This is a genomic window from Micromonospora sp. DT15 (genome assembly GCF_049841475.1).
Classification (GTDB): Bacteria; Actinomycetota; Actinomycetes; order Mycobacteriales; family Micromonosporaceae; genus Micromonospora.
Map to the genome: position 1 here is coordinate 24,402 of NZ_JBNCKJ010000011.1, position 24,228 is coordinate 48,629.

The 24,228-nt window shown below is 69.8% G+C and carries 25 protein-coding genes, 2 tRNA genes, 1 other RNA gene and 1 pseudogene; 17 read left to right on the top strand and 12 right to left on the bottom strand.

The window, feature by feature from the left end; all coding sequences use genetic code 11:
• Window positions 1-837: a M23 family metallopeptidase gene (locus ACLQ3F_RS23285; RefSeq protein ID WP_425851387.1), complete on the bottom strand. Its 837-nt coding sequence runs from the start codon at window positions 835-837 to the stop codon at window positions 1-3.
• Here ACLQ3F_RS23285 and ACLQ3F_RS23290 point away from each other — a divergent pair.
• From ACLQ3F_RS23290 to ACLQ3F_RS23305, 4 genes are all read left to right on the top strand, one after another.
• The gene (locus ACLQ3F_RS23290) at window positions 830-1,219 is read left to right on the top strand and encodes a hypothetical protein (RefSeq protein ID WP_425851389.1); all 390 of its coding nucleotides are present in this window, start codon (window positions 830-832) and stop codon (window positions 1,217-1,219) included. The two genes, ACLQ3F_RS23285 and ACLQ3F_RS23290, sit on opposite strands and share 8 nt — an antisense overlap.
• Before the next feature lie 111 nt (window positions 1,220-1,330).
• On the top strand, window positions 1,331-1,498 hold the full coding sequence (locus tag ACLQ3F_RS23295) for a hypothetical protein (protein WP_167362451.1): 168 nt from the start codon (window positions 1,331-1,333) through the stop codon (window positions 1,496-1,498).
• A 116-nt stretch (window positions 1,499-1,614) separates the two neighbouring features.
• Window positions 1,615-2,142 (top strand): tRNA adenosine deaminase-associated protein, encoded by a 528-nt coding sequence (locus tag ACLQ3F_RS23300; protein ID WP_425851391.1) that lies wholly within the window; start codon window positions 1,615-1,617, stop codon window positions 2,140-2,142.
• 145 nt (window positions 2,143-2,287) lie between these two features.
• Window positions 2,288-2,734 (top strand): nucleoside deaminase, encoded by a 447-nt coding sequence (locus tag ACLQ3F_RS23305; RefSeq protein WP_425851658.1) that lies wholly within the window; start codon window positions 2,288-2,290, stop codon window positions 2,732-2,734.
• A gap of 124 nt (window positions 2,735-2,858) precedes the next feature.
• On the opposite strand, the gene deoD is transcribed toward ACLQ3F_RS23305, so the two are convergent.
• Window positions 2,859-3,566: a purine-nucleoside phosphorylase gene (gene deoD / locus ACLQ3F_RS23310; RefSeq protein ID WP_074315244.1), complete on the bottom strand. Its 708-nt coding sequence runs from the start codon at window positions 3,564-3,566 to the stop codon at window positions 2,859-2,861.
• 75 nt (window positions 3,567-3,641) lie between these two features.
• Here deoD and ACLQ3F_RS23315 point away from each other — a divergent pair.
• Window positions 3,642-3,728: transfer RNA gene (locus ACLQ3F_RS23315), tRNA-Ser, on the top strand.
• A gap of 56 nt (window positions 3,729-3,784) precedes the next feature.
• Here ACLQ3F_RS23315 and ACLQ3F_RS23320 read toward each other — a convergent pair.
• The 3 genes from ACLQ3F_RS23320 to ACLQ3F_RS23330 form a co-directional block, all read right to left on the bottom strand.
• On the bottom strand, window positions 3,785-4,534 hold the full coding sequence (locus ACLQ3F_RS23320; RefSeq protein WP_425851393.1) for an SDR family oxidoreductase: 750 nt from the start codon (window positions 4,532-4,534) through the stop codon (window positions 3,785-3,787).
• Between the two features lie 201 nt (window positions 4,535-4,735).
• Window positions 4,736-5,230: a hypothetical protein gene (locus ACLQ3F_RS23325; protein WP_425851395.1), complete on the bottom strand. Its 495-nt coding sequence runs from the start codon at window positions 5,228-5,230 to the stop codon at window positions 4,736-4,738.
• A gap of 92 nt (window positions 5,231-5,322) precedes the next feature.
• Window positions 5,323-5,877 carry a hypothetical protein gene (locus ACLQ3F_RS23330; protein ID WP_355006044.1) on the bottom strand — a complete coding sequence of 185 codons (555 nt, stop codon included), beginning with the start codon at window positions 5,875-5,877 and terminating at the stop codon, window positions 5,323-5,325.
• A gap of 159 nt (window positions 5,878-6,036) precedes the next feature.
• Between ACLQ3F_RS23330 and ACLQ3F_RS23335 the strand changes: the two genes are divergently transcribed.
• On the top strand, window positions 6,037-6,684 hold the full coding sequence (locus ACLQ3F_RS23335; RefSeq protein ID WP_425851397.1) for a DUF1349 domain-containing protein: 648 nt from the start codon (window positions 6,037-6,039) through the stop codon (window positions 6,682-6,684).
• 69 nt (window positions 6,685-6,753) lie between these two features.
• Here the strand turns inward: ACLQ3F_RS23335 and ACLQ3F_RS23340 are convergent, their stop codons facing one another.
• Both ACLQ3F_RS23340 and ACLQ3F_RS23345 read right to left on the bottom strand, forming a co-directional pair.
• Window positions 6,754-6,945, bottom strand: a complete 192-nt coding sequence (locus ACLQ3F_RS23340; protein WP_425851398.1) for a DUF397 domain-containing protein — start codon at window positions 6,943-6,945, stop codon at window positions 6,754-6,756.
• Window positions 6,936-7,016 (bottom strand): annotated as a pseudogene (locus ACLQ3F_RS23345) (XRE family transcriptional regulator); the annotation flags it as partial. The pseudogene ACLQ3F_RS23345 and the gene ACLQ3F_RS23340, both read right to left, overlap by 10 nt.
• A 240-nt stretch (window positions 7,017-7,256) precedes the next feature.
• Here ACLQ3F_RS23345 and ACLQ3F_RS23350 point away from each other — a divergent pair.
• Entirely contained in the window at window positions 7,257-7,814 is a 558-nt protein-coding gene (locus tag ACLQ3F_RS23350) for a hypothetical protein (protein ID WP_425851400.1), read from the top strand.
• Between the two features lie 264 nt (window positions 7,815-8,078).
• On the opposite strand, the gene ACLQ3F_RS23355 is transcribed toward ACLQ3F_RS23350, so the two are convergent.
• Window positions 8,079-8,163, bottom strand: a tRNA-Ser gene (locus ACLQ3F_RS23355).
• 82 nt (window positions 8,164-8,245) lie between these two features.
• Between ACLQ3F_RS23355 and ffs the strand changes: the two genes are divergently transcribed.
• Together ffs and ACLQ3F_RS23365 are read left to right on the top strand one after the other, a co-directional pair.
• Window positions 8,246-8,335: signal recognition particle sRNA small type (gene ffs / locus ACLQ3F_RS23360), an RNA gene on the top strand.
• A gap of 203 nt (window positions 8,336-8,538) precedes the next feature.
• Entirely contained in the window at window positions 8,539-11,718 is a 3,180-nt protein-coding gene (locus tag ACLQ3F_RS23365) for a DNA polymerase III subunit gamma and tau (protein ID WP_425851401.1), read from the top strand.
• Here the strand turns inward: ACLQ3F_RS23365 and ACLQ3F_RS23370 are convergent.
• The gene (locus tag ACLQ3F_RS23370) at window positions 11,696-12,439 is read right to left on the bottom strand and encodes a DUF998 domain-containing protein (protein WP_425851403.1); all 744 of its coding nucleotides are present in this window, start codon (window positions 12,437-12,439) and stop codon (window positions 11,696-11,698) included. The two genes, ACLQ3F_RS23365 and ACLQ3F_RS23370, sit on opposite strands and share 23 nt — an antisense overlap.
• Window positions 12,440-12,640: 201 nt before the next feature.
• Between ACLQ3F_RS23370 and ACLQ3F_RS23375 the strand changes: the two genes are divergently transcribed.
• From ACLQ3F_RS23375 to ACLQ3F_RS23405, 7 genes are all read left to right on the top strand, one after another.
• Window positions 12,641-12,949 carry a YbaB/EbfC family nucleoid-associated protein gene (locus ACLQ3F_RS23375; RefSeq protein WP_007466279.1) on the top strand — a complete coding sequence of 103 codons (309 nt, stop codon included), beginning with the start codon at window positions 12,641-12,643 and terminating at the stop codon, window positions 12,947-12,949.
• A gap of 8 nt (window positions 12,950-12,957) precedes the next feature.
• The gene (gene recR / locus ACLQ3F_RS23380) at window positions 12,958-13,551 is read left to right on the top strand and encodes a recombination mediator RecR (protein ID WP_124856597.1); all 594 of its coding nucleotides are present in this window, start codon (window positions 12,958-12,960) and stop codon (window positions 13,549-13,551) included.
• Window positions 13,552-13,864: 313 nt separating this feature from the next.
• Window positions 13,865-15,526, top strand: coding sequence for an ABC transporter substrate-binding protein (locus tag ACLQ3F_RS23385; RefSeq protein WP_425851405.1), 1,662 nt, complete (start codon window positions 13,865-13,867; stop codon window positions 15,524-15,526).
• Window positions 15,527-15,611: 85 nt separating this feature from the next.
• Window positions 15,612-16,616, top strand: coding sequence for an ABC transporter permease (locus ACLQ3F_RS23390; protein ID WP_145778530.1), 1,005 nt, complete (start codon window positions 15,612-15,614; stop codon window positions 16,614-16,616).
• Window positions 16,613-17,575, top strand: coding sequence for an ABC transporter permease (locus ACLQ3F_RS23395; RefSeq protein WP_425851406.1), 963 nt, complete (start codon window positions 16,613-16,615; stop codon window positions 17,573-17,575). Before ACLQ3F_RS23390 ends, ACLQ3F_RS23395 begins: the two co-directional genes overlap by 4 nt.
• 8 nt (window positions 17,576-17,583) lie before the next feature.
• Complete coding sequence (locus tag ACLQ3F_RS23400; protein ID WP_425851408.1) at window positions 17,584-18,597, top strand: ABC transporter ATP-binding protein; 1,014 nt, start codon at window positions 17,584-17,586, stop codon at window positions 18,595-18,597.
• A complete protein-coding gene (locus ACLQ3F_RS23405) occupies window positions 18,594-19,697 on the top strand; it encodes an ABC transporter ATP-binding protein (protein WP_425851410.1) in 1,104 nt (367 codons plus the stop codon). Before ACLQ3F_RS23400 ends, ACLQ3F_RS23405 begins: the two co-directional genes overlap by 4 nt.
• Before the next feature lie 24 nt (window positions 19,698-19,721).
• Here the strand turns inward: ACLQ3F_RS23405 and ACLQ3F_RS23410 are convergent, their stop codons facing one another.
• Both ACLQ3F_RS23410 and ACLQ3F_RS23415 read right to left on the bottom strand, forming a co-directional pair.
• Entirely contained in the window at window positions 19,722-20,111 is a 390-nt protein-coding gene (locus ACLQ3F_RS23410; protein ID WP_357204495.1) for a hypothetical protein, read from the bottom strand.
• Window positions 20,105-20,743 (bottom strand): HNH endonuclease family protein, encoded by a 639-nt coding sequence (locus ACLQ3F_RS23415; protein WP_357204478.1) that lies wholly within the window; start codon window positions 20,741-20,743, stop codon window positions 20,105-20,107. The genes ACLQ3F_RS23410 and ACLQ3F_RS23415 overlap by 7 nt, the downstream gene beginning before the upstream one ends.
• Window positions 20,744-20,850: 107 nt before the next feature.
• Between ACLQ3F_RS23415 and ACLQ3F_RS23420 the strand changes: the two genes are divergently transcribed.
• On the top strand, window positions 20,851-22,344 hold the full coding sequence (locus ACLQ3F_RS23420; RefSeq protein ID WP_393219191.1) for an MFS transporter: 1,494 nt from the start codon (window positions 20,851-20,853) through the stop codon (window positions 22,342-22,344).
• 31 nt (window positions 22,345-22,375) lie between these two features.
• Here ACLQ3F_RS23420 and leuA read toward each other — a convergent pair whose 3' ends face one another.
• Window positions 22,376-24,127 carry a 2-isopropylmalate synthase gene (leuA, locus tag ACLQ3F_RS23425; protein ID WP_425851411.1) on the bottom strand — a complete coding sequence of 584 codons (1,752 nt, stop codon included), beginning with the start codon at window positions 24,125-24,127 and terminating at the stop codon, window positions 22,376-22,378.
• Window positions 24,128-24,228 lie beyond the last annotated feature (101 nt).

A 24,228-nucleotide genomic window follows, 5' to 3' on the forward strand; every position in this document is an offset into this window, starting at 1 on the left:
TCAGGGCGCCTTCGGGCAACCGCGCTTGCGTTGCCACGCGGTGACCTCGGTGGCCGGCTCCCGGTTGCCGCCGCGCCGCCAGGAGTCCAGGTAACGCGCCGGCCAGATCACCCCGCGCCGGATCCACCAGCCGTCCTTGCCCGCGCACGCCGGCGAGATGCCGAAGTGCACATGACACACGTTGTTCGCGTTGCCCGTACGGCCCACCTTGCCGAGCTGCTGCCCGGCGCGGACCCGCACCCCGGCGTCGATTCCGCCGGTCACCACGCTCAGGTGCGAGCCGTAGTAGCGCACCCCGTCGTCCCCGAGCAGGGCGACCGACAGGCCGCCGTTGTCCGGGCCCTGCGGCCCACGCTTGCGGTACCGGTCCACTCGGCTCACCTCCAGCACCGTCCCGTCGGTCACCGCCACGAACGGCTCGCCGCAGTCGGCGAAGAGGTCCGTCGCCGGGTACGCCCCGTGCGTCGGGTGGTAGTCGACGTTGTCGGCGCGTACCGGAAAGACATGCTTCAGCCCGGTGCGGGGTGCCGCCGTCGTCGGCCTGGCCGCCGACGGCGCCGGGGAGCTCGGGTCGGTGGCCGCCGGCGAGGGCGGCGGCTGCGACGCCGGCTGGTCGGCGGTCGCCCAGACCGACTGTGGCGTCGGCGCGGCGCCGTCGGGCACCCCCGGCCGGGTGGTCGCGCAGCCGGCGGCCAGCACCGGGGCGAGCAACAGCAGGATCGGGTACGCCGGACGAGCGCGGCGGCTGATCGTCGGCGAGGACATCCGGTCATCCTGGCAGAGCCGGTACCGTGGGCACGAGCGGCACGCGTGAGGGAGGGCAGCGACGGTGACCATTGCCCGACCCGAACCTGGCCCCGATTTCGGCGCCGCACGCCCGGTTCCGCGTACCCCGTCGGGTCTCTTCCCCTCCGGGCCACCGCCACGGCCCACCTACCGCGAGCCGCACCCGGTCACCGGCGCTGGTGTCGCCGCCGGAGGCGGCGCGGCGGCCGGTTGGCTGCTGCTGTTCGGCCTGCTCGGCACCGACGTGGCCAGCTACGCGTGGTGGACGGTGTTCGCCGGCCTGCTGGCCTGGGCCACCGCCCTGGTGCTGGTCCGTTTCGGCGACCGAGGGGTGGCCACCGGGGTCGCCATCGTCACGGCGGGTGGGTGGAGCATCGCCGCCGCAGTGGTGGCCGTCCGCTGGGCCACCAGTGGTGACTGGCCGCTGTGGTGACCGGCGCGGACGGGCCCCGAAACGGTGCTCGGTGACTGCACCGAGTGCCCGGTTGGCTGCGTAGCGAACGCCGTCTTGACGTGGCCGCCGAGACTCGGCACGCTCGCAACTATGGCCTGGACCACTCCCCGGCAGGATCCCGATCGCAATCGCCGTCGACTGCAGTTGCTGGCCGAGTTGGCGGGCGCCCGGGCGGTCCGCCAGCGCAGCCGACCGCAGCGGCAGCGCACCGAGCGTCTGCGCCAGCTCATCGCCACCCGCCGTCGAGTCGTCGGCTGATCCGACTTTGTCAGGAATGACCCGCCCTTCGGGGCGTTGACGGGTCGCCTGCCGACCCGACCGGCTAACGTGCACGCGTAACGAGTCGACGCTGTGTCGAGGCTATTGGGGGGACCGTGTCGTACTTCGCTGCGGCCGTGGTGCGCGACGACAGTGGCTGGACCGCCGCCGAGGTCAGCCTGCGTGGCGCCAACGACATCGACGAGGTTGCCGACCGGCTGCGTGACGTCGACCTGGAGGCCGAGGTGTCGCTGCTCTTCGTCGAGGCCGACGACGCCTACCTGGTGATCCTGCGCCTCGACGAGGGCGAGGACCTGCGGGTCTTCGGTTCGGACTCCGCGTACGCGGAGGAGTCGCAGCTCGGGTCGCTGCTGGTCGGTGACCTGAAGACCTCGGTCACGGGGCTCGACGGCGACGACGAGCCACGCCCGGTGAGCACCGGCGACGAGGAGACCGAGCAGCCCGTCGTCGACCCGGAGGCCGATCCGGTCGGCGACGCCGACCTGCTGGCCAACCTGGGCATCTCCGCGCAGAAGCTGCTGACCCTCTGCACCCACGAGGGGATGATGCCGGCGGACGTCACAGTCGAGATCTGCCAGGTGCTCGGCTGCGCCGACGAGGTCGAGGAGCTGCGTGAGGTCTGAGCCGGCCGACGCCACCGATCCGTCGCTGGAGTCGATCCGACCGGGCCAGCCGACCCCCGGCGCGGTGCGCCGCGCCGGGCCCGGCGCGCACGAGGGCCTGGCCGACCTGGGCGAGGTCGGCCGACGACAGCGGCACGAGCTGTGGATGCGCCGTGCCCTGGAGGTGGCCGTCGCCGGTCCACCCGTCGACGACACGGTCAGCACCGACGTCGACGACGTGCCGGTGGGGGCGGTGCTCTACGGGCCGGACGGCGCCGAGCTGGCCACCGGACGCAACGAGCGCGAGCTGACCGGTGACCCCACCGCCCACGCCGAGGTGCTGGCCCTGCGCCGGGGCGCCGAGCGCACCGGTCGGTGGCGGCTGGACGGCTGCACCCTGGTGGTCACCCTCGAACCGTGCACCATGTGCGCCGGTGCGCTGGTGCTGGCCCGGGTCTCCACAGTCGTGTTCGGTGCCTGGGAGCCCAAGACCGGCGCTGCAGGATCGCTCTGGGACGTGCTGCGGGACCGTCGGCTCAACCACCGCCCCGAGGTCTACGGCGGGGTGCTGGAGGCCGAGACCGCCACCGTCCTGCGCGCGTTCTTCCGCTGAGAGGCGCTGGCAGCCGTCTGACTTCTTGTGGCCCAGCGGTCTGATGCGAGAGAGCGTGATGACTACGAGTCATCTTGATGCCTCACAGTCATCACGCTCTTCGCGACATTGCCGCCCGAACAGGTCAGGCGATGATCGTGTCGAGGGCGATCTCGACCATCTGGCTGAAGGTCTGCTCGCGCTCTTCCGAGGTGGTCTTCTCACCGGTCTTGATGTGGTCGCTGACCGTCAACACGGTCAGCGCGCGGGCCTTGAACCGGGCGGCGATCGTGTAGAGCGCCGCCGACTCCATCTCCACGGCCAGCACGCCGTAGTCGGCGAGGGTGTCGTACAGGTCCGGCCGGTCGGTGTAGAAGGCGTCCGCCGCCAGGATCGGCCCGACGTGCATGGTGATGCCGCGCCGCTCGGCCACCTCGACCGACGTACGCAGCAGCCCGAAGTCGGCCACCGGGGCGTAGTCGATCAGCCCGTCGAAGCGCATCCTATTCATGTTCGAGTCGGTGGACGACCCGATCGCGGCCACCACGTCCCGCAGTTGCAGGTCGGTGCTGAGGGCACCACAGGAGCCGACCCGGATCAGCGTCTTCACGCCGTACTCGTTGATCAACTCGTGGGCGTAGATGGAGGCCGACGGCATGCCCATGCCGGAGCCCTGGACGGAAACCTCGACGCCGTTCCAGCGGCCGGTGAAACCCAGCATGCCCCGAACCGTCGAGTAGCAGGTAGCGCCCTCGAGGTAGGTCTCCGCGATCCACTTGGCCCGCAGGGGGTCGCCCGGCATCAGGACCCGCTCGGCGATCTCGCCCGGCTTCGCGCCGATGTGCGTACTCATGGCAAAGATCCTGCCAGGCCGGCCTGGGCGATACCGGTTCGGCGTCGGAACCGGCGGTCCTGTACCCTCGTCGGCGGTGGCGTGTCCGAGCGGCCTAAGGAGCACGCCTCGAAAGCGTGTGAGGGTTAACGCCCTCCGAGGGTTCAAATCCCTCCGCCACCGCTCTGTAGTGCCGAAACGCCCGGTCGATCCGCGAGGATCGACCGGGCGTTTTCGTGTCAGAGCTGCTGCTCGCCGCCGTCGACGAACAACTCGCCGCCGGTCATGAAGCTGCTCTGGTCGGAGGCGAGGAAGAGCGCGGCGTTGGCGATCTCGTCCGGGTGTGCCATGCGCTGCATGGGCACGCCCGAGGCGATGGTCTTCAGTAGCCCGGGGGCCTCGGCGGCGCTCGGTGCGAGGCCGGCGAGCCCGGGGGTCTCGGTCGAGCCGGGCACCAGGGTGTTGACCCGGATCTTCCGGCCGATCAGCTCGGCGGCCCAGGTGCGGCCGAACGAGCGGATGGCCGCCTTGGACGCCGCGTAGACGCTGAACGCCGGGGTGCCGTTGCTGGCGGCTGTCGAGCCGGTGAGCACGATCGACGCGCCCTCGTTGAGCAGGGGCAGGGCCTTCTGCACGGTGAAGATGGTGCCGTAGATGTTGGTGTCGAAGGTGTTGGCGACGTGCTCGACCGTGATCGAGTCGAGCGACCGGAACTCTCCGCCGCCGGCGTTGGCGAACACCACGTCCAGCCCGGCGCCCCGTTCTTCGATCGCCCGCATCACCCGGTCCAGGTCGTCGAGCTTGCTGACATCGCTGGCGATGCCGGTGACGTTCGCGCCGATGCTGGCGACGGCCTCGTCCACCGGGCCCTGGCGGCGGCCGGTGACGAAGACGTACGCGCCTTCGGCGGCGAAGCGGCGGGCGGCGGCCAGGCCGATGCCCGTGGTGCCCCCGGTGACGAGGGCGGTCTTGCCGTCGAGCTGTCCCACGATGGATCTCCTCTGTCGGCGTGTGGTGGTGCGCGGCCGGCCGGGCCTCCTGCAGTTCTGTACCGTGCGGTACGTATCCGACCGTAGCAACCGCCGACGGGGTCCAGAAATTTCTGTACCGATCGGTCTTTTATCAGCCTTAGGATGTGCGGAGAAGGGGAGATGGGCCGTTCCGCGAAGCAGCTCGACAGGTCGGCCGGCTCAGCAGGGGCCTGCCCCTTCGTTGAAAAGGCGGCGGGCCCAGTCCGCGTACCCGGCTATGGTTTTTCGGACAGTGCGCCCGTCGTGCAGGAACAGGTACGCGCGGTCGCCGCTGCGGGCGAGCAACCCGTCGAGCCGGTGTGTCCCCTGTGGAGCGCGTAGCCGGCTGACCTCCGGATAGCGGTCCCAGACCTCGTCGACGGGCGAGCCCGCCGTTATGCCCTCCGGTGTCCGCATCGGGTCGCCGACCCAGAGCAGCACGAGTTTGTCCTCCACGAAGACCGGGCTGACCGTGTCGTGGCCAGCGAGCATCGGCCCGCAGGCGTCCAGGCTGGTACGCAGGATGCCGCGTCGGGTCAGCTCGTCCTCGGTGGCACCGAACTCGATGTTGCTGAGGCCGTTCAGGTCGATGATCTCCACGTTGCCGGCGGGCCGGCCGTTCGGAATCGACCTGGTGGGCGGTACGCCGCTGCCCGCGATCGAGGCAGCCGTCAACAGCGCGGCGATAAACGCAAATTGTCGCAATTTCATGGAATCCCCCAGTCCCCAACGGAACGGGGGCGTTCAGGTTGCTGCCGAACGCCGGATTACTGGTTTTCCCACTGTTCGACCAGCTCATCCCAGTAGTCGGCGCTGAGTCGACGCCGCCCGTGCGCCAGCCAACCCTCGGTGCTCCGCTCCAGATGCAACCCCAGTTCGGCGAACCTGTCGATCCAGGTGCCGGGCTCCACGCCGAGCTGAATCAGCGCGCCGTTGATCGGCCAATGCTCGCGCGGCGCGCTCAACTCGTCGTCGAAGCACGGGCCCCAGGACAGCGCCCCGCCCAACCACACCGCTGCCGACTGGTAGCCGACCCCACCACCGAACTCCGCCTCCAGATAGGCCACCGGCCCCGACTGTGACCACCGAGTCAGCACCTCGACCAGCGCCGTCGACAACACCAGGCCGAACGGACGCGCGGCGCTCCGGTCGTCAGTGGCGAAATCCGGCAACGACCCGGTCAGCTCGATCACCAACTGCGGGGTGACCGGCAGCAACGCGAAGTCCTGGCGCAGCCCGCCGAGGACCGCGTGATCCAGCTCGGCGGTCTGCTCGCGGAGCAGCTCAACGTCCGCGACCACCGCGCTGAGCTGGTAAGCCATGGAACCTCCGGTCGTCCACAGCCTGTGGATAGAACATGTGTACGACGGGGCTCCCCGTCGTCGGTGCCTGGGACGGTACCGGCCGGAGGGTGGACGTGCCGGGCCCCTGCTCGATCAGTGTGCATCGGCGAGCAGGGCGACCGTTGTACGGTCCTGGCCATGGTCAGTCAACTGAGCGTTCCCGGTGTGCCGTTCCCGCTCGTGCCCTCGTCCGCCGAGCTGTGGCGGGTCGACGAGGCGGCCGGCACCGTGGCGGTCGAGGCGCAGCCGCTCACGGACATCTTCATCGACCCCAGCACCGGCGTCGCCGACGCGGCCGGAACCACCACGGTCAGCGCCGAGTCGACGCTCAACGCCGCGACGCTGCTCGGGGACCTGCCGACGGGGGACTTCCAGTTCAGCGCCCGGGTCAGCGTGGACTTCGCCGCCACCTTCGATGCCGGTGTGCTCCTGCTGTGGCTCGACGAGCGGCGCTGGGCCAAGCTGTGCTTCGAGTTCTCCCCGGCGGGCGACCCGATGATCGTGTCGGTCATCTGCCGAGGCGTCGCCGACGACGCGAACGCCTTCGTCGTACCCGACCGGTCGGTGTGGCTGCGGGTCTCCCGGGTCGACGGGGTCTACGCGTACCACGCCTCGGTCGACGGTGAGACCTGGCAGCTGATCCGCGTCTTCCTCCTCGACCCCGACGCGTCTCGCGACCGGATCGGCTTCGCAGGCCAGTCCCCGACCGGTGAGGGGTGCAGCGTGACCTTCGACGAGATCACGTTTCGGGCAGAGCGTCTGGGGGATCTCCGCGACGGCTCCTGACCTGTTCGCCGCGGTGCGACGGCGAACGGGCGCAGTGCCGCCGCTGTGGGGCGTGTGACCGGGCGCAGGTCAGGTGCGTCGGGTGAGCTGACTGACGAACGCGCGCCAGGCCGTGGGCGCGAAGGCGAGCGCCGGACCGGTCGGGTCCTTTGAATCCCGTACGCCGATGACGTCGGGAAGGTTGTCGGCGACCTCGACGCAGGCGCCGCCGTTGCCGCTGCTGCGGCTGCTCTTGCGCCACCGGGCGCCGTTCAGCTCCATGACTCCGCCACTTCCTGGATGAGTTGGACCGACTGCCAGTGGGACAACGCCTCGCCGCGCACGTTCTCCCATGCGAGGCCGGCATAGGCGGCCGTCGTGCTGCTCAGGCGAGCGGAGGTATCAGGAAGGGCAATCGCCCGGTAGTCATGGAGTTGCTGGTTGGCCTTCTGGGCAGCAGTTGGCCAACTGGGAGCCCGACGTTCACGGGTGCGCTCGACATACCATTACAAAGTCCTGAATTCGGACGGGTGTCGGGACCTTGATCCTCCTCCTCCCGCCACCCCTGCCAGCGACTGTGATTCAATCGCGGGATGGCACTCCAGGCATCATCGGTCGAGATCCAATCGCCCGCATTATTCCTGGTAATTGATCTAGGGCGACCAACGGTCCGCGATTTTTACATGCACTTCGGAGCTATCAACACTCTATGGGGATCTTCATTCGCGGCTTATCAAGAGGCCGCCAATGCGGAGGCCTGGCAGCGTCTCAAGGATGAGTTACGCACAGCCAATCGTCAGGACGAGATCGTTCCGAGCCTTATTGTGGATCGAGTCCGACTGGCAAGTCCCGTAGAGGCTGCGCTGACATCGATAGCGACCTCGTACGCTCCGATCGCATATGGACTGGCCGGGATGGCGGTCCTTGAACGCACCATTCGGTTGATCATGGAATGGCAACGTCATCGAGAAGAGCTCCGACGATCCCGAATGACCGACACCGAGGCAGGTGGGATATTGAACGAGGCGACGGAGATGGAAATGCAAGGCGGGCATCTCGGTAGCTCCAGAGAAGCTGTTATCCGCCTCTCTGAACGTCGGATCATCGCAGTGGAGCGGCAGGATCCCGGTAGCGATATTGATGAACAATAGTCGCAGGAACGGGGGCTGTAGGAATTTCGACTGCCGGGATGGCTGGCCGTCGCCAGCACGCCACCGACTCCATTCGGGTCGGCCATCGCCAGGGGAGTCGGCGGGCTGATCTGGAGGCAGGCGACGGAAGAACCAGCCGAGCAAGGCGCCGACGCGGACCCTGACGACGATCAGGCGGGGCGCTCGTGCCAGCCAACTGAGGCCGCAACATCAACGCCCGGCAGACCGAGAGGGTCTGCCGGGCGTTTCTGCTGCTCAGGCGAGCGGAGGATACGAGATTCGAACTCGTGAGGGTGTAAACCCAACACGCTTTCCAAGCGTGCGCCCTAGGCCTCTAGGCGAATCCTCCGCGAGCCAGGATACAGGTCCGTGTCGGCCGGGCCACCCCACCACCCCCTGAAGATCGACAGGCGGTCGGGTAGGCTGGGCGTCACCTCCCGTGCGGCGGTATCTCGTGAACCTCCCCAGGGCCGGAAGGCAGCAAGGATAAGCGAGCTCTGCCGGGTGCACGGGAGGCCTTTTTGTCTGTGGGCCGGTTGATCCACTCGGCATCCCTGATGTCGCGGTGTCCCGGCCATGCGGACACCGCGGTTTCCAGGAAGCCGAGTCGATCAAGCCCTGGCGGCCCGGTCGATCAAGGCTGAAGGCCCAGGCGTCCGGGGTGGTGGGTGGTCACCCGCGCCCGACCGGCGCAGAATGGCTCGGTCGAGAGGAGGCGGGACGAGTGACGCTGGCGCTCTACCGCAAGTACCGGCCGCGTACCTTCGCTGAGGTCATCGGTCAGGAGCACGTGACCGAGCCGCTGTCGCAGGCGCTGCGCAGCGGACGGCTCAACCACGCCTACCTCTTCTCCGGCCCCCGTGGCTGCGGCAAGACCACCAGCGCCCGGATCATGGCCCGCTCGCTCAACTGTGAGCAGGGCCCCACACCCGAGCCGTGCGGCAAGTGTGACTCCTGCCGCTCGCTGGCGGTCGACGGCGCCGGCTCGATCGACGTGATCGAGATCGACGCGGCCAGCCACGGCGGTGTCGACGACGCCCGCGAGCTGCGCGAGCGCGCCTTCTTCGCGCCGGCCAACAGCCGCTTCAAGATCTACATCATCGACGAGGCGCACATGGTCTCGACCCAGGGCTTCAACGCCCTGCTCAAGCTGGTCGAGGAGCCCCCGGAGTACGTCAAGTTCATCTTCGCCACCACCGAGCCGGAGAAGGTCCTCGGCACGATCCGGTCGCGTACCCACCACTACCCGTTCCGGCTGTTTCCGCCGAAGGTGGTCCGCCCGTACCTGGAACAGCTCACCCAGGCCGAGGGCGTCGCCGTCGAGCCGGCGGTCTTTCCGCTGGTGGTCCGCGCCGGTGGCGGCAGCATGCGGGACAGCCTCTCCGTGCTCGACCAGCTCATCGCCGGCGCCGGCGCGGAGGGAGTCAGCTACGCCCGGGCCGTCGCGCTGCTTGGCGTCACCGACTCGGCGCTGATCGACGAGATGTGCGACGCGCTGGCCGCCGGTGACGGCGCGGCCGCGTACGCCACCGTCGACCGGGTCGCCGAGGCCGGGCACGACATGCGCCGGTTCGCCTCCGACCTGCTGGAACGGCTGCGCGACCTGATCGTGATCCAGCAGGTGCCGGACGCCGCCGCGAAGGGTCTGATCGACGGCCCGGCCGACCAGATCGAGCGGATGGCAGCCCAGGCCTCGCAGCTCGGCTCGGCAACGCTCTCCCGCTGCGCCGACATCGTGCACAACGGCCTGGTCGAGATGCGCGGCACCACAGCGCCCCGTCTGCTGCTGGAGCTGATCTGCGCCCGGATGCTGCTGCCCGGCGCGGACGACTCCACCGGCGGCCTGCTCCAGCGCCTGGAACGGATGGAACGCCGGCTCACCCTGGGCGGGGGCGGCGGCGACGTGCCGTCGGCCGCCGCCGGCTCCGCGCCAACCAACCACCCAGGGGTACGCCCACAGCCAGCCACCCCGGTCCCGGCTGCCGCCACCCCGGCACCCGCGAACGCCCCTACCTCGGCACCGCCGTGGGACGTCGACCCGGCGGCGTCCCCGGCCCAGGGCGCTCCCGCCCCGGCTGCTCCGGTCACCGAGGCACCCGCCCCGACCTCCGGCGCACCGGCCTCGTACGTCTCGCCGGCCGACTCGCCGATCCCGGCCTCGCCCGGCGCGTCGACCGGTCCGGCAACCGCTGACCAGGCCGTACCCGTCTCGCCCGCCGGCCCGGCCCCGCGTCGCGTGGTGCCACCGTCGGCGGTGCTTCCCGACCCGGCCACGCCCGCGCCGCCCCGACCCGGAGCACCGGCCGCCGCGCTGGACGCGGTAGCGGTCCGCCGTGTCTGGCCCGACGTGGTCGGCAAGGTCAACCGGACCAACAAGCGGATCGCCGCCCTGATGCGCGACGCGGTGGTCCGCGAACTCGACGGCGACACGCTGGTGCTGACGGTGAAGTCCACAGTGCTGGCCAAGATGATGGCCGACCACGCGGCCGTGCTCACCGACGCGCTCTACGAGGAGTTGGGCGGGCGCTGGCAGATCCGGTGCGAGGTGGCCGGCGAGCGCGGTGGCGTGTCGCTGTCCGGCTCGTCGCGCGCACCGCAGACCGCACCGCCCCGACCCGCCGCGCCGCCGGCCCCGTCCGACCCGCCCGCCGCCGCGAACCCGACTGCCGCAGGCCCGACGAGCGCGCCACCGGCCCCGCCTGGTTCGAGCGCCGCGCCTGGTTCGAGCGCCGCGCCTGGTTCGAGCGCCGCGCCTGGTTCGAGCGCCGCGCCTGGTTCGAATGACGCGCCTGGCTTGGGCGCCGCGTCTGGCTCGAACGCCGCGCCTGGCTCGAATGACGCGCCTGGCTTGGGCGCTGCGTCTGGCTCGAACTCTGTGCCTGGCTCGAATGCAGCGTCAGGGTCGAACACATCTGGCTCGACTGCTGCGCCAAGTTCGAGCGCGGCACCGGGCTTCAGCGCTGCGCCGGGCTCGAACGCAGCGCCCGGCTCGACCGCTGGGTCAGGCTCGAACGCAGCGCCAGGTTCGAATCCCGCCGGGCCTGGAAGTGGGCCACCCAACGCCCCGACCGCCGGGCCGACGAACGACTCGCCGACCGCAGCGAACCCGAGCGGCGCTGCCGGCTCGGCCTCGTGTGCCGGTGTCGGTGCGGGTTCCACTGGTCACGGTGCTGGTGGTCACGGCGCTGGTGGGCGGGGCGCAGCGCCGTCCGCCCCGGCGGCGGACGACGACGGCGACTGGCCGGAGGCGGCCCGCCCAGGTGGCGGTGGCCTCGCCGCCGAGGCTACTGATGACGAGGACTGGCCGGAGGCCGCCCGACCTGGCGGCGCGTCCGCTGGAAACGAGTCGAGCCCGCACTCCGCACCGGCGTCGACCGGCGCGAACGGCAGCACCGGGTACGGGAACGCCGGGAATGGCAGCGGCACCAACGGCAGCGGCGCGAACGGCGGCGGCCCGAACGGCAGCGGACCCGGTGGTTCGGGTGGGCCCGGGGCGGCGGCCGGTGGCGGTAAGCCGGGCGGGCGGGGTAACCCGACACCGGCGGCCCGGCAGCCGGCGACAGCCGGTGGTGCGCCGGTGAGCAGCGCCATCGCCGCGGCGCGCGCGGCGGCGGCGGGGCGCGGTGCGCGTACCGGAGCGGCAGCCCGGCCCGTCGCGGACGCCGAATGGGCCGGCGAGCCGCCCTACGACCCGGACTTCGACGGCCCGGCGCGGGCCGGCGGCCGGCCTGGCGGCGCGGCACCGGCGGCGACCCCTGCCTTTGAGGGGTTCGACCCGGGCGACGAGCCGTTGGACGAGATCATCGACGAGAAGACCGCCCGGGAGTCCAGCGAGGAGCAGGCGGTACGCCTCCTCAGAGAGACCTTCGGTGCCGAAAAAATCAACGAGATCGACGCCCGCTAACGCCGTCGATCATGGAGTTGTGGTGGGTGGCAAATCGCCCATCAGTGCTCTTCTTGGGCACCACAACTCCATGATCGACGCCGACGGGGGTTTCGGCTAGGAGGACTCCCAGGGCGCAGGCCCAGAGGGGGAACGGGAGCACCGCTACTCGTTCCATGCCGCCCACCCCGAGCCCCAGGCCCTGTTGGGCGGCGAACAGTGTCGTTCCGGCCAGCGCGATAAGCCCGGCGGTGAGGGTGAGTCGGCGCCACCTGCCGAGCGTCGTGCTGCGTGGTGCGAAGCCGGCGAGGAGCAGGCCGACGTTGCCCATCCCCATGATCAGGACTGCGCCGAGGACGTGCAGGTTCTCGTCAATGTCGGCCGGGTAGAGGGCCACGAGGGCGTATCCGCCGGTGGCCAGCAGCAGGTGTGTCTGGGCAGTGCGCACCACCGGGCCGCGGCCGAGAACCCGCCAGGTCAGCAGGAGCCCGCCGGCGAGCAGGACGGCGGTGGCCAGTGTCGCGGTGTTCATCAACGGGTGCCACGGTGAGCAGACGTAGCGGGGGCGGGTGGTGTCCCAGACGCCGCAGTGGGCGTTGCCGAGGTCGCTGATGTTGTGGGTGGCCCAGCTGTAGGTGGGCTCGCGCCACCGCAGACCGGTGATCAGGCTGGCGACGAGGAAGACGGGCGAGGCCGCGAGCCAGCACAGTGCGCCGACCCGGCCGGTGCGGTTGAGGTTCATGCCTTGAGCAGACCAGTGCGACGGGTATGGGCGCACTACCAGCAGATGGCCGGTTCGGGGTAGGGGTAGCCGTACCCGAAGCCTCGGCGTGGGCGGACGCACCGGGCGGGGCGAGGTCGGTCCCAGCGGATAGGCTGAGCGGCGGTCGAGCAGACGAGTGCGAGAAGGAGCCATCCCGTGCGCCCAGGTGGACAGCCGAACATGCAGCAGATGCTGAAGCAGGCGCAGAAGATGCAGCAGCAGATCGCCGCCGCCCAGGCCGAGCTGGCCGAGGCCGAGCTGACCGGCACCGCCGGCGGCGGGCTGGTCACCGCGACGGTCTCCGGCTCCGGTGAGCTCAAGGCCATCAAGATCGACCCGAAGGCCGTCGACCCGGACGACGTGGAGACGCTGGAGGATCTGGTCGTCGCGGCCGTGCACAACGCCGCCGAGGCGGCCCGGGAGCTGACCGAGCGCAAGATGGGCCCGGTCGCCGGCGGCATGGGCGGCCTCGGCCTGCCCGGTTTCTGAGCCGGCAGATGTACGAAGGTGCCATCCAGGATCTGATCGACGAGCTGGGTCGGCTGCCGGGCGTGGGTCCGAAGAGCGCTCAGCGGATCGCGTTTTACGTCCTCTCGGCGGATCCGGCCGACGTCAACCGGCTGGCCGGCGCGCTGCGCAAGGTCAAGGAGCTGGTGCGGTTCTGCACCACCTGCTACAACGTGGCCGAGTCCGAGCAGTGCCGGATCTGCCGCGACCCGCGCCGCACCGACGAGGTGCTGTGCGTGGTGGAGGAGCCCAAGGACGTGGTGGCCGTCGAGCGGACGGGTGAGTTCCGCGGTCGCTACCACGTGCTGGGTGGGGCGATCAATCCGCTGGAGGGGATCGGCCCGGACAACCTGCGCATCCGGGAGTTGATGATCCGGCTCGGTGGTGGCGGGGTTCGGGAGTTGATCCTGGCCACGGATCCGAACACCGAGGGCGAGGCGACAGCCACCTACCTGGCGTTGATGGTGAAGCCGATGGGCATCTCGGTGACCCGGCTGGCCAGCGGGCTGCCGGTCGGCGGCGATCTGGAGTACGCCGACGAGATCACCCTCGGCCGGGCCTTCGAGGGGCGCCGCGCGGTCTGACTGCCTGACGTATGGCCGGTGGCCGGCACCCGTGCGGGTGCCGGCCACCGCTGCGTCTCTGCCCGGAAATGATCTGACACCTGTGCCCTCATCGGGGCTGTTCGACGTAACAGTTTGGCATCGCGGGTGCAGATTGATCGGTTTTTGCCGCTGTTTACCTAAGAATCGAATGTCAAGCGGCGGTTGAGGCACGATCCGATACCAACCGTCCACTCAGCGGTTTCCGGGTGGACGCATCGGGAGCTATGGTCACCGCCATCGGTGACCCCTGTCACCACGTTGTCCGTACCCCCAAGGACGAGGTGAAGCACACATGCGTGCACCCAGGCCGAAGGCCGCGATCGCGGCCATCGCGGTCGCGGCCCTCGCGGTAGCAGGCTGCGCCGAGAGCAACCGCGACGACAATTCCGGCGGTAGCAAGAAGGACACCCTCGTCTTCGGCGTCGCCGGAGACCCGAAGGTGCTCGACCCGAGCTTCGCCAGCGACGGTGAGTCGCTGCGCGTCGCGCGTCAGGTCTTCGAGACCCTGGTCCGACCGGAGGAGGGTGGCACCAAGGTCACCCCCGGCCTGGCCGAGTCCTGGACCCCGGACGCCGCCGGCACCACGTGGACCTTCAAGCTCCGCTCGGGCGTGAAGTTCCACGACGGCACCGACTTCAACGCCGAGGCCGTCTGCGTCAACTTCAACCGCTGGTACAACGCCAAGGGCCTCATGCAGAGCCCGGACGTGACCGCGTACTGGCAGGACGTCATGGGCGGCTTCGCCAAGAACGAGGACGCGGAGCTTCCGCCGAGCCTCTTCAAGTCCTGCGCCGCCAAGGACGCCACCACTGTGGACCTGGCCTTCACCCGGGTCTCCAGCAAGATCCCGGCCGCGCTGATGCTCCCCTCGTTCTCCATCCACAGCCCGAAGGCGCTGCAGGAGTTCGACGCGAGCAACGTCGCCGGCACCGCCGAGGACATCAAGTACCCGTCGTACGCGACGGAGCACCCGACCGGCACCGGCCCGTTCAAGTTCAAGGCCTGGGACGTCGCGAACAAGACGCTGACCCTGGAGCGCAACGAGGACTACTCGGGCACCAAGGCCAAGCTGAAGACCCTCATCTTCAAGACGATCTCGGATGAGAACGCCCGCAAGCAGGCGCTGCGCTCCGGTGACATCCAGGGCTACGACCTGGTTGGCCCGGCCGACGTCGAGCCGCTGAAGAGCGAGGGCTTCAACATGCTCACGCGCCCGGCGTTCAACGTGCTCTACCTGGCGATGAACCAGAAGGGCAACCCGAAGCTCGCCGACATCCGCGTCCGGCAGGCCATCGCGTACGCCCTGAACCGTCAGCAGCTGGTCACCTCCAAGCTGCCGCCGGGTGCCAAGGTCGCCGACAACTTCATGCCGGACACCGTCGAGGGCTGGAACGGTGACGTCACGAAGTACACCTACGACCCGGCCAAGGCGAAGGCGCTGCTGGCCGAGGCCGGCGCGTCGAACCTGACGCTGAAGTTCCACTACCCGACCGAGGTCACCCGGCCGTACATGCCGAACCCGAAGGACATCTTCGAGTTGCTCTCGGCGGACCTGAAGGCCGTTGGCATCACCGTCGAGGGGATCCCGCTGAAGTGGAGCCCGGACTACCTGAACGCCACCACCTCGGGTAGCAAGCACGACATCCACTTCCTGGGCTGGACCGGTGACTACGGCGACGCCTACAACTTCATCGGTACCTTCTTCGACCGGCCGAAGGACGAGTGGGGCTTCAACAACAAGGCCCTGTTCGACCAGTTCAAGGACGCGGACACCACCGCCGACATCGCGGCCCGGACCGAGAAGTACAAGGCCCTGAACAAGTCCGTGATGGACTTCCTGCCGGGTGTGCCGATCTCGCACTCGCCGCCGGCGATCGTGTTCGGCAAGGACGTGACCGGCGTCAAGGCGAGCCCGCTCACCGACGAGCGGTTCTCCACCGCCGAGTTCAAGTAAGTCCTGATCTGACGCAGCAAGGAACGCGGGCGGGCGCTGTCGCACAGCGCCCGCCCGCAACCCTCCGCACCCCTTCGAGGCCGCCGTGTTCCGGTTCATCGTCAGGCGCCTGCTTCAGCTGATACCCACGCTGTTCGGGCTCTCCCTCCTGCTCTTCATCTGGCTCCGCCGACTTCCCGGCGGCCCCGAGACCGCCATCCTCGGCGAGCGCGGCACCCCCGAGATGCGGGCCGCGATCCGCCGCAACATGGGACTCGACGAGCCCATCCTGGTGCAGTACGGCCGTTTCGTACGGCGGTTGATCAAGCTCGACCTGGGCACCTCGACCTCCACCAAGCGGGCGGTCACCACGGAGTTCATCGAGCGCTTCCCCGGCACCGTCGAACTGACCATCACCGCGATGATCATCGCAATCGGCGTCGGCATCCCGCTGGGCTACCTGGCCGCCCGTCGTCGCGGCCGTTTCCTGGACCACGCGTCAGTGGGCGGCTCGCTGATCGGCATCTGCATCCCGGTCTTCTTCCTGGGCTACGTGCTCAAAGCGATCTTCTCGGAGAACCTGCACTGGTTCCCGTCCAGTGGCCGGCAGGACCCGACACTCGGGGCGACCCGGGTCACCAACTTCTTCGTCCTCGACGGGTTGATGACCCGTGAGTGGGACGCCGCCGCCGACGCCCTCTGGCATCTGGTGTTGCCCAGCATCGCGCTGGCGAGCATCCCGCTGGCGATCATCGTCCGGATCACCCGGGCGAGCGTGCTGGAGGTGCTGAACGAGGACTTCGTGCGGACCGCCGAGGCGAAGGGCCTGACCGAGCAGACGGTTCGTCGCCGGCACGTCCTGCGCAACGCCATGCTGCCGGTCGCCACCTCGATCGGTCTGCTCGCTGGCGGCCTGCTCTCCGGCGCGGTGCTGACCGAGACCGTCTTCGCCTTCAGCGGCATCGGAGCGTTCGTCGCCGAGGCCATCGGCCAACGCGACTATCCGGTGCTGATGGGCTTCATCCTGATCATCGCGGTGGTGTACGTGCTGGTGAACCTCCTGGTCGATCTCTCCTACAGCTTCATCGACCCGAGGGTGAGGGTGCGATGACACTCAGCCCAGGCAAGAAGAAGGAAAAGATCGACCGGCTCTCCGAGCTGGCCGCCCGTGACGACGAGCGGGGCGTCAGCCTCTGGCAGGAGGCGTTCCGTCGGCTGCGCGGCAACCCGGCCGCGATCGTCGGCGCCGTCATCCTGGCGCTCTTCGTGCTGGTCGCGGTGGTCGGCCCGTTCCTCGTGCCGTACGCGGCAACGGACACGATCGGCATCCGGGAAGGGCTGATCAAGCCGGGTGTCATCCCCGGCCCGAACGGCGACCACTGGTTCGGCTACGACCACCAGGGCCGGGACGAGTTCAGCCGAATGATCGTGGGTGCCCGTCAGACCCTGCTGGTCGGCGTGGTCTCCACCCTGATCGGTTTGGCGATCGGCGCGCTGATCGGTGGCATCTCCGGTGCCGCGGCCGGCCTCGGTGGCCGGTGGGGGCGGTGGATCGACACCACCCTCATGCGCTTCATCGACATGCTGCTGGCGATGCCGAGCCTGCTGCTGGCGGTGAGCATCGCCGCCCTGCTCGGGGCCAGCCTGACCACTGTCATGATCGCGGTCGGCGTGGTCTCGGTGCCGGTGTTCGCCCGGCTGCTGCGCGGCTCGATGATCTCCCAGGCCAACAGCGACTACGTGCTGGCGGCGACCTCGCTCGGCGTCAAGAAGTCGAAGATCGCCCTGACCCACGTGGTGCCGAACTCGCTCGCCCCGGTGATCGTGCAGGCCACGCTGACCCTGGCCACCGCGATCATCGAGGCCGCGGCGCTCTCCTTCCTCGGCCTCGGCAACCCGGACACCGCCGTACCGGAGTGGGGGGTCATGCTCGCCGACGCGCAGCAGTACCTCGGCATCCGGCCGTCACTGGCGATCTACCCGGCCGTCGCGATCATCATCACCGCGCTCGGCTTCACCCTGCTCGGTGAGGCGATGCGTGAGGCCCTCGACCCGAAGCTGCGGAAGTAGGCCCGGCAATGGCACTGCTCGAAGTTGAAGATCTCTCCGTCACGTTCGCCCGCCGCGGTCAGCGGGCCGTGCACGCGGTCGACGGGGTGTCCTTCTCGGTCGACGCCGGTGAGGTGGTCGGCCTGGTCGGCGAGTCCGGCTGCGGCAAGAGCGTCACCTCGCTCGCGATCATGGGGTTGTTGCCCAAGCAGCCCGGCCTGCGGGTCGGCGGCAAGGCCGTCTTCGACGGCACCGACCTGCTCCAGCTCGACGACCGGTCGCGGCGGGACATCCGGGGTCGGGACATCGCGATGATCTTCCAGGACCCGCTCTCCTCGTTGAACCCGGTGATCCCGATCGGGTTGCAGGTGACCGAGGTGCTCACCCGGCACCGGGGGATGAAGGGCGAGACCGCGGCGAAGGAAGCGGCGGCACTGCTGGACCGGGTCGGCATCCCCGACCCGAAGCGGCGGCTCAAGGAGTACCCGCACCAGCTCTCCGGTGGCATGCGCCAGCGGGCGCTCATCGCGATGGCGGTGGCCTGCCAGCCTCGGCTGCTGATCGCCGACGAGCCGACCACCGCCCTGGACGTCACCATCCAGGCCCAGATCCTGGAGCTGCTCAAGGAGCTGGTCCGGGACTCCGGAACCGCGCTGCTGATGATCACGCACGATCTGGGCGTGGTGGCCGGCATGTGCGACACCGTCAACGTGCTCTACGGCGGCCGCGTGGTGGAGACGGCCCGCCGTCGTCCGCTGTTCCGCCAGCCGCGTCACCCGTACACAGTGGGTCTGCTCGGCTCGGTGCCGCGCCTGGACGCCGGGCGGGGCGAGAAGCTCAACCCGATTCCCGGTTCGGTCCGCGACCTGCTGCCGTGGCCGGACGGATGCGCCTTCGCCCCGCGCTGCGCCCGCCGGATCGACGAGTGTGTGGGTGAGCCGCCGGAGCTGGTGCACGCGCACGACGGACGGAGCTACCGGTGCGTCAACCCGGAGCCGCTGCCGGGCCTGGTGCCCGCCCCGCGCGAGGAGGAAACAGCGTGAGTGAGAACGACATCCTCGTCGAGGTGCGCGACCTGAAGGTGCACTTCCCGATCAAGCGGGGGGTGCTCTTCGACCGGGTGGTCGGCCACGTGAAGGCCGTCGACGGGGTCGACCTGAGCATCGCGCGTGGCAAGACGTACGGCCTGGTGGGTGAGTCCGGCTGCGGCAAGTCCACGTTGGGCAGGGCGCTGCTTCAGCTCACCCCGCCGACCGCCGGTGAGGTCAGCTTCGACGGCGTCGAGTTGACGACGCTGCCGTCCGGCAAGCTGCGCAGCATGCGTCGCCGGATGCAGATGATCTTCCAGGATCCGATGTCCAGCCTCGACCCCCGACAGAACGTCGAGTCGATCCTGACCGAGGGCCTCCAGACCCACGGGATCGGCACCGACCGCACCGACCGTCGACGGATCATCGGCGAGACCCTTGACGCGGTCGGGCTGCCGCGCTGGGCGCTCTCCCGCTACCCGCACGAGTTCTCTGGCGGGCAGCGGCAGCGCATCGGCATCGCCCGCGCGCTGGTGCTCGGGCCGGAGCTGATCGTCGCCGACGAGCCGGTCTCGGCGCTCGACGTGTCGATCCAGGCCCAGGTGGTCAACCTGCTGGACGAGCTCCAGGACAGCCTGGGGCTGACCTACCTGGTGATCGCGCACGACCTCGCTGTGGTCCGGCACATCTCCGACACTGTCGGCGTGATGTATCTGGGCGCGCTGGTGGAGGAGGCGCCGAGCGACCGGCTCTACACCGAGCCGCTGCACCCGTACACCCGGGCGCTGATGTCGGCGGTGCCGGTGCCGGACCCGGACGTGGAGGACCGCCGGGAGCGGATCCTGCTCGCCGGTGACCTGCCGTCGCCGGCCAACCCGCCGACCGGCTGCCGCTTCCACACCCGCTGCCCGTGGGCGCAGCCCACCCGCTGCGCCGACGAGCGACCGGTGCTGCGGGACATCGGCGCCAGCCGGGTGGCCTGCCACTTCGCGGAGCAGATCGCCAGCGGCGAACTGCGCCCGCACGGGGTCAGCGCGCAGATCGTCCGACCCGAGGGCGAGGGGGACGCGCCGAGCGTGGTCTCCGCGCCCACCGAGCCCGGCTCGTACGTCTGAGACTGGACGCGGTGCCGGCGGTCGTCAGCCCTCGGGGCGGTTCAGCAGCCCCACCGCGACGCCGTGCACCGCGTCCAGCCCAGCCGGGTCGGCCAGCGTGACCGACGTGCCGGTCACCGCATACCACTCGTCCGCGTCCTTGTACTGCACCCGCAGGGTCACCTTGCCGTCCGCGTACTCGGTGCGCAGCGTCAGGTCCCCGGTGACGACGCCGACCTCGTCGGTCATCACGCCGCCGGGGCCGGGCACGATGTCGGTGGTGCGGCTCTGCGGGCCGGCCGCCCCGCTCGAATCCGCGACCATGCCGGCACCCGGCACGGCGGCGGGAGTCTCGGCGGCGCCGTCCGCGGTCATGCCGGCGGCGGACGGGCCGCTCTCCTCGGCGGCGGTCACGAATCGCTCCCCACTCAACAGCCCTCCAACATGTCGGTCAGGGCGGCCTTCTCGGCGCTGGTCACCGTCAGCTTCCAGTAGTGCTTGACCGTCACCCAGTCCTGGGCGTATTTGCACCAGTAAGACCGGTCTGCCGGTTTCCACTGCGACGGGTCCTGGTCACCCTTTGCCCGGTTGGACGAGGCGGAAACCGCGAAAAGCTGCGGACGGGTGGTGTCGTTCGCGAAATCGCCGCGCTTCGCGTTGTCCCACTCGTCAGCGCCCGAGCGCCACGCGTTGGCCAACGGCACCATGTGGTCGATGTCCACGTCGGAGGGATCCGAGAAGCTGCGACCGTCGTACACGCTCTCCCAGCGCCCACCGACCACGTTGCAGCCCGAGAGCTTCACATCCTTGCCGTCGCGCTGGAGGATGCTGTCCCGGATATCGCAGTTCTTGCCGGTGTCCCGCCAATGCGGGAAACGCTCCCGGCTGTAGCCCTTCATCGAGCCGGCGGTAGCGACGGTCAGCTGACTCAGCTGCTCAGCGGCGTTGCCGCCGTCGCTCGACGGCGGTGTGGTCGGTTCATCCTGCGGGACGCAACCGGCCACGCCGAGCGCCAGCGCCGCGGTGAGCACGGCCACCGCCGCTCGCGGTCCTGATCTGGTACGCACAGACGACACCTCTCCAGCTTGGGGGCTCCCGGCGATTGCGCACAGTACCCGGGCACGGTTTCGGCGTTTCGTGGCGTCTCCCACATGATGCAAGGCAGATTGGTGGGATGACCGCACCCGTACCGGCGACCGCCCTCCGGATGGGCACCACCGCCGGCCGGGGCACGCTGCTCGCCGCCGTACTCGCCTCTGGAATGGTCTTCCTCGACAGCACCGTCGTCAACGTGGCGCTGCCGAAACTTGGGCAGGACCTCGGCGCGAACGTGGCCGATCTCCAGTGGACCATCAACGGCTACCTGCTGATGCTGGCGGCGTTCGTGCTGCTCGGCGGCGCTCTGGGCGACCGCTTCGGCCGGCGACGCATATTCCTCATCGGCGTGGTCTGGTTCACCGCCGCCTCCGTGCTCTGTGGGCTGGCCCAGGACACCGGCATGCTGATCGCCGCCCGGTTCCTCCAGGGTGCCGGTGGCGCGCTGCTCACGCCCGGGTCGCTGTCGGTGCTCCAGGCGAGCTTCCATCCCGACGACCGGGGTCGGGCGATCGGTGCCTGGGCCGGGCTGTCCGGGGTCTCCACCGCGCTGGGGCCGTTCATCGGGGGCTGGCTGATCGACGCGCTCTCCTGGCGCTGGATCTTCTTCCTCAACCTGCCGATCGCCGTGCTCGTGCTGCTGGCCGCCCTGCGCTGGGTGCCGGAGAGCCGGGACGAGAGCGCCTCCCGCACCGAGGAGCGGGGTCGGACCCGACGACGGTTCGACGTCGCCGGAGCCCTGCTCGGAGCGCTCGCGCTCGCCGGCGTCACCTACGCCCTGATCGACGCGCCGGCCCGCGGGTTCGACTCCGCCGAGGTGCTGATCGCCGCCCTGGTCGGGGTGCTCTCCGCAGTGGCCTTCGTCCTGCTGGAACGGCGGCGTGGCGACACCGCGATGCTGCCCACCGGCCTGTTCAGCAGCCGACTCTTCTCGGTGCTGAACATCTTCACCGTCGTCGTCTACGCGGCGCTCGGCGGCTTCACCTTCTTCTTCGCCGTCTACCTTCAGAACGTGGTCGGCTGGTCGGCCTTCCGCACCGGCATCGCGTTGCTGCCGATGACCCTGCTGCTGCTGGTCGGCTCCGCGCGCGCCGGTGCGCTGTCCGCCCGGATCGGCCCACGACTGCCGCTGGCCATCGGACCGGTGGTCGCCGCGGTCGGCCTGCTGCTGCTGCGCGGCGTCGGACCGGGCGCGTCGTACTGGCGGGACGTGCTGCCCGGGGTGCTGCTCTTCGGCATCGGGCTGACCCTGGTGGTGGCACCGCTCACCGCGTCGGTGCTGGCCGCCGTGCAGGACCGGTTCTCCGGGGTGGCCAGCGGGTTCAACAACGCCGCATCCCGCGCCGGCGGCCTGCTCGCGGTGGCGGCGCTGCCGCTGCTGGTCGGGCTCTCCGGCGGCGGGTACGAGCAGAAGGCCGAGCTGACCGACGCGTTCCGGGGTGCGATGGAGTGGTGTGCGGGGCTGCTCGTCGCTGGCGCGCTGCTGGCCCTCGTGCTGGTCCACCGACCGCCCCGGAAAGCCCCGCCGTCCCAGCCCTGCCACTCACTGCCCGCCGCGACACCCCCGAAGTAGGAAGCCACTTCGGGGGTGTCGCGCGCCTAGATCAGCGGCGGGCGCGGTTGACGGCGCTGGTGACCGCCTTGATCGACGCGGTGACGATGTTGGCGTCGGTGCCGACACCCCAGACCGTCCTGCCGTCCACCTCACACTCCACGTACGCGGCGGCCTGCGCGTCACCACCGGAGGAGAGCGCGTGCTCGTGGTAGTCGAGCACCCGTACGCCCACCCCGACCGACTGGAGCGCGTTCACGTACGCGTCGATCGGGCCGTTGCCGACTGCGGCGAGCGAGCGCTGCTCGCCGCCCACACCGACCTGGGCCTCGATCTCGACCTTGCCGTCCACCGTGCCGATCGTGTAGCCGGCCAGCCGGACCGCCGGGTCGGGCTGGTGGTCGAGCAGGTAGTGCGTCGCGAAGATCTCCCACATGGCGGCCGGGTCGACTTCGCCGCCGTCGTGGTCGGTGACCTGCTGCACCACCCCGGAGAACTCGATCTGGAGCCGGCGCGGCAGGTCCAGTTGGTGCTCGCTCTTCATGATGTACGCGACGCCGCCCTTGCCGGACTGCGAGTTGACCCGGATGACCGCCTCGTAGGTGCGGCCCAGGTCCTTCGGGTCGATCGGCAGGTACGGCACCGCCCAGGTGTGCTCGTCCATCGGCACGCCGGCCGCCTTCGCGTCGGCGGCGAGGGCGTCGAAGCCCTTCTTGATCGCGTCCTGGTGGGAACCGGAGAAGGCGGTGTAGACCAGGTCGCCCGCGTACGGGTGGCGCTCGTGCACCGGCAGTTGGTTGCAGTATTCAACCGCTCGCCGGACCTCGTCGATGTTCGAGAAGTCGATCATCGGGTCGATGCCCTGGGAGAAGATGTTGAGCCCCAGGGTGACCAGGTCGACGTTGCCGGTGCGCTCACCGTTGCCGAACAGGCAGCCCTCGATGCGGTCCGCGCCGGCGAGCAGGCCCAGCTCGGCGGCGGCCACACCGGTGCCCCGGTCGTTGTGCGGGTGCAGGCTCAACACCACGCTGTCCCGGCGCGGCAGGTGCCTGTGCATCCACTCGATCGAGTCGGCGTACACGTTGGGGGTGGCCATCTCGACGGTGGCCGGCAGGTTGATGATCAGCGGCCGGTCCGGGGTCGGGTCGATCACGTCGATCACCCGGGAGCAGACCTCCAGCGCGTACTCCAGCTCGGTGCCCGTGTACGACTCCGGCGAGTACTCGTAGAAGATCTCCGTGTCCGGGGTGTGGATCTCGGCGTACTTCTGGCAGAGCCGCGCCCCGGTGGTGGCGATGTCGGCGATGCCGTCCTTGTCCAGGCCGAAGACCACCCGCCGCTGGAGGGTGGAGGTCGAGTTGTAGAAGTGCACGATGGCCCGCTTCGCGCCGCGCAGCGACTCGAACGTCCGGTCGATCAGGTGCTCCCGGCACTGCGTGAGCACCTGGATGGTGACGTCGTCCGGGATCATGTCGTCTTCGATGAGCTGCCGGACGAAGTCGAAGTCGGTCTGGCTGGCCGACGGGAAACCGACTTCGATCTCCTTGTAGCCCATCTGCACCAGCAGCTGGAACATCCGGCGCTTGCGCTCGGGCGACATCGGGTCGATCAGTGCCTGGTTGCCGTCGCGGAGATCCACGGCGCACCAGCGGGGGGCGGCCTCGACGGTGCGGGTGGGCCAGGTGCGGTCCGGGAGTTCGACCCGGAACTGCTCCCCGTACGGCTGGTAGCGGTGGTACGGCATCCGGCTCGGGCGTTGCCGGGCGATCGGATCGGTTTCAGCGTCGGTGACAGGTTGAGCCATCTCGGAGTGCTCCCTGGAACATGTGGCGTCAGCAGATCGGAAGGTGTCGGCGAGATGCCGGGCGACGGTGCGCGGCGGTGCCGAGAAAAAAATCGGATGTG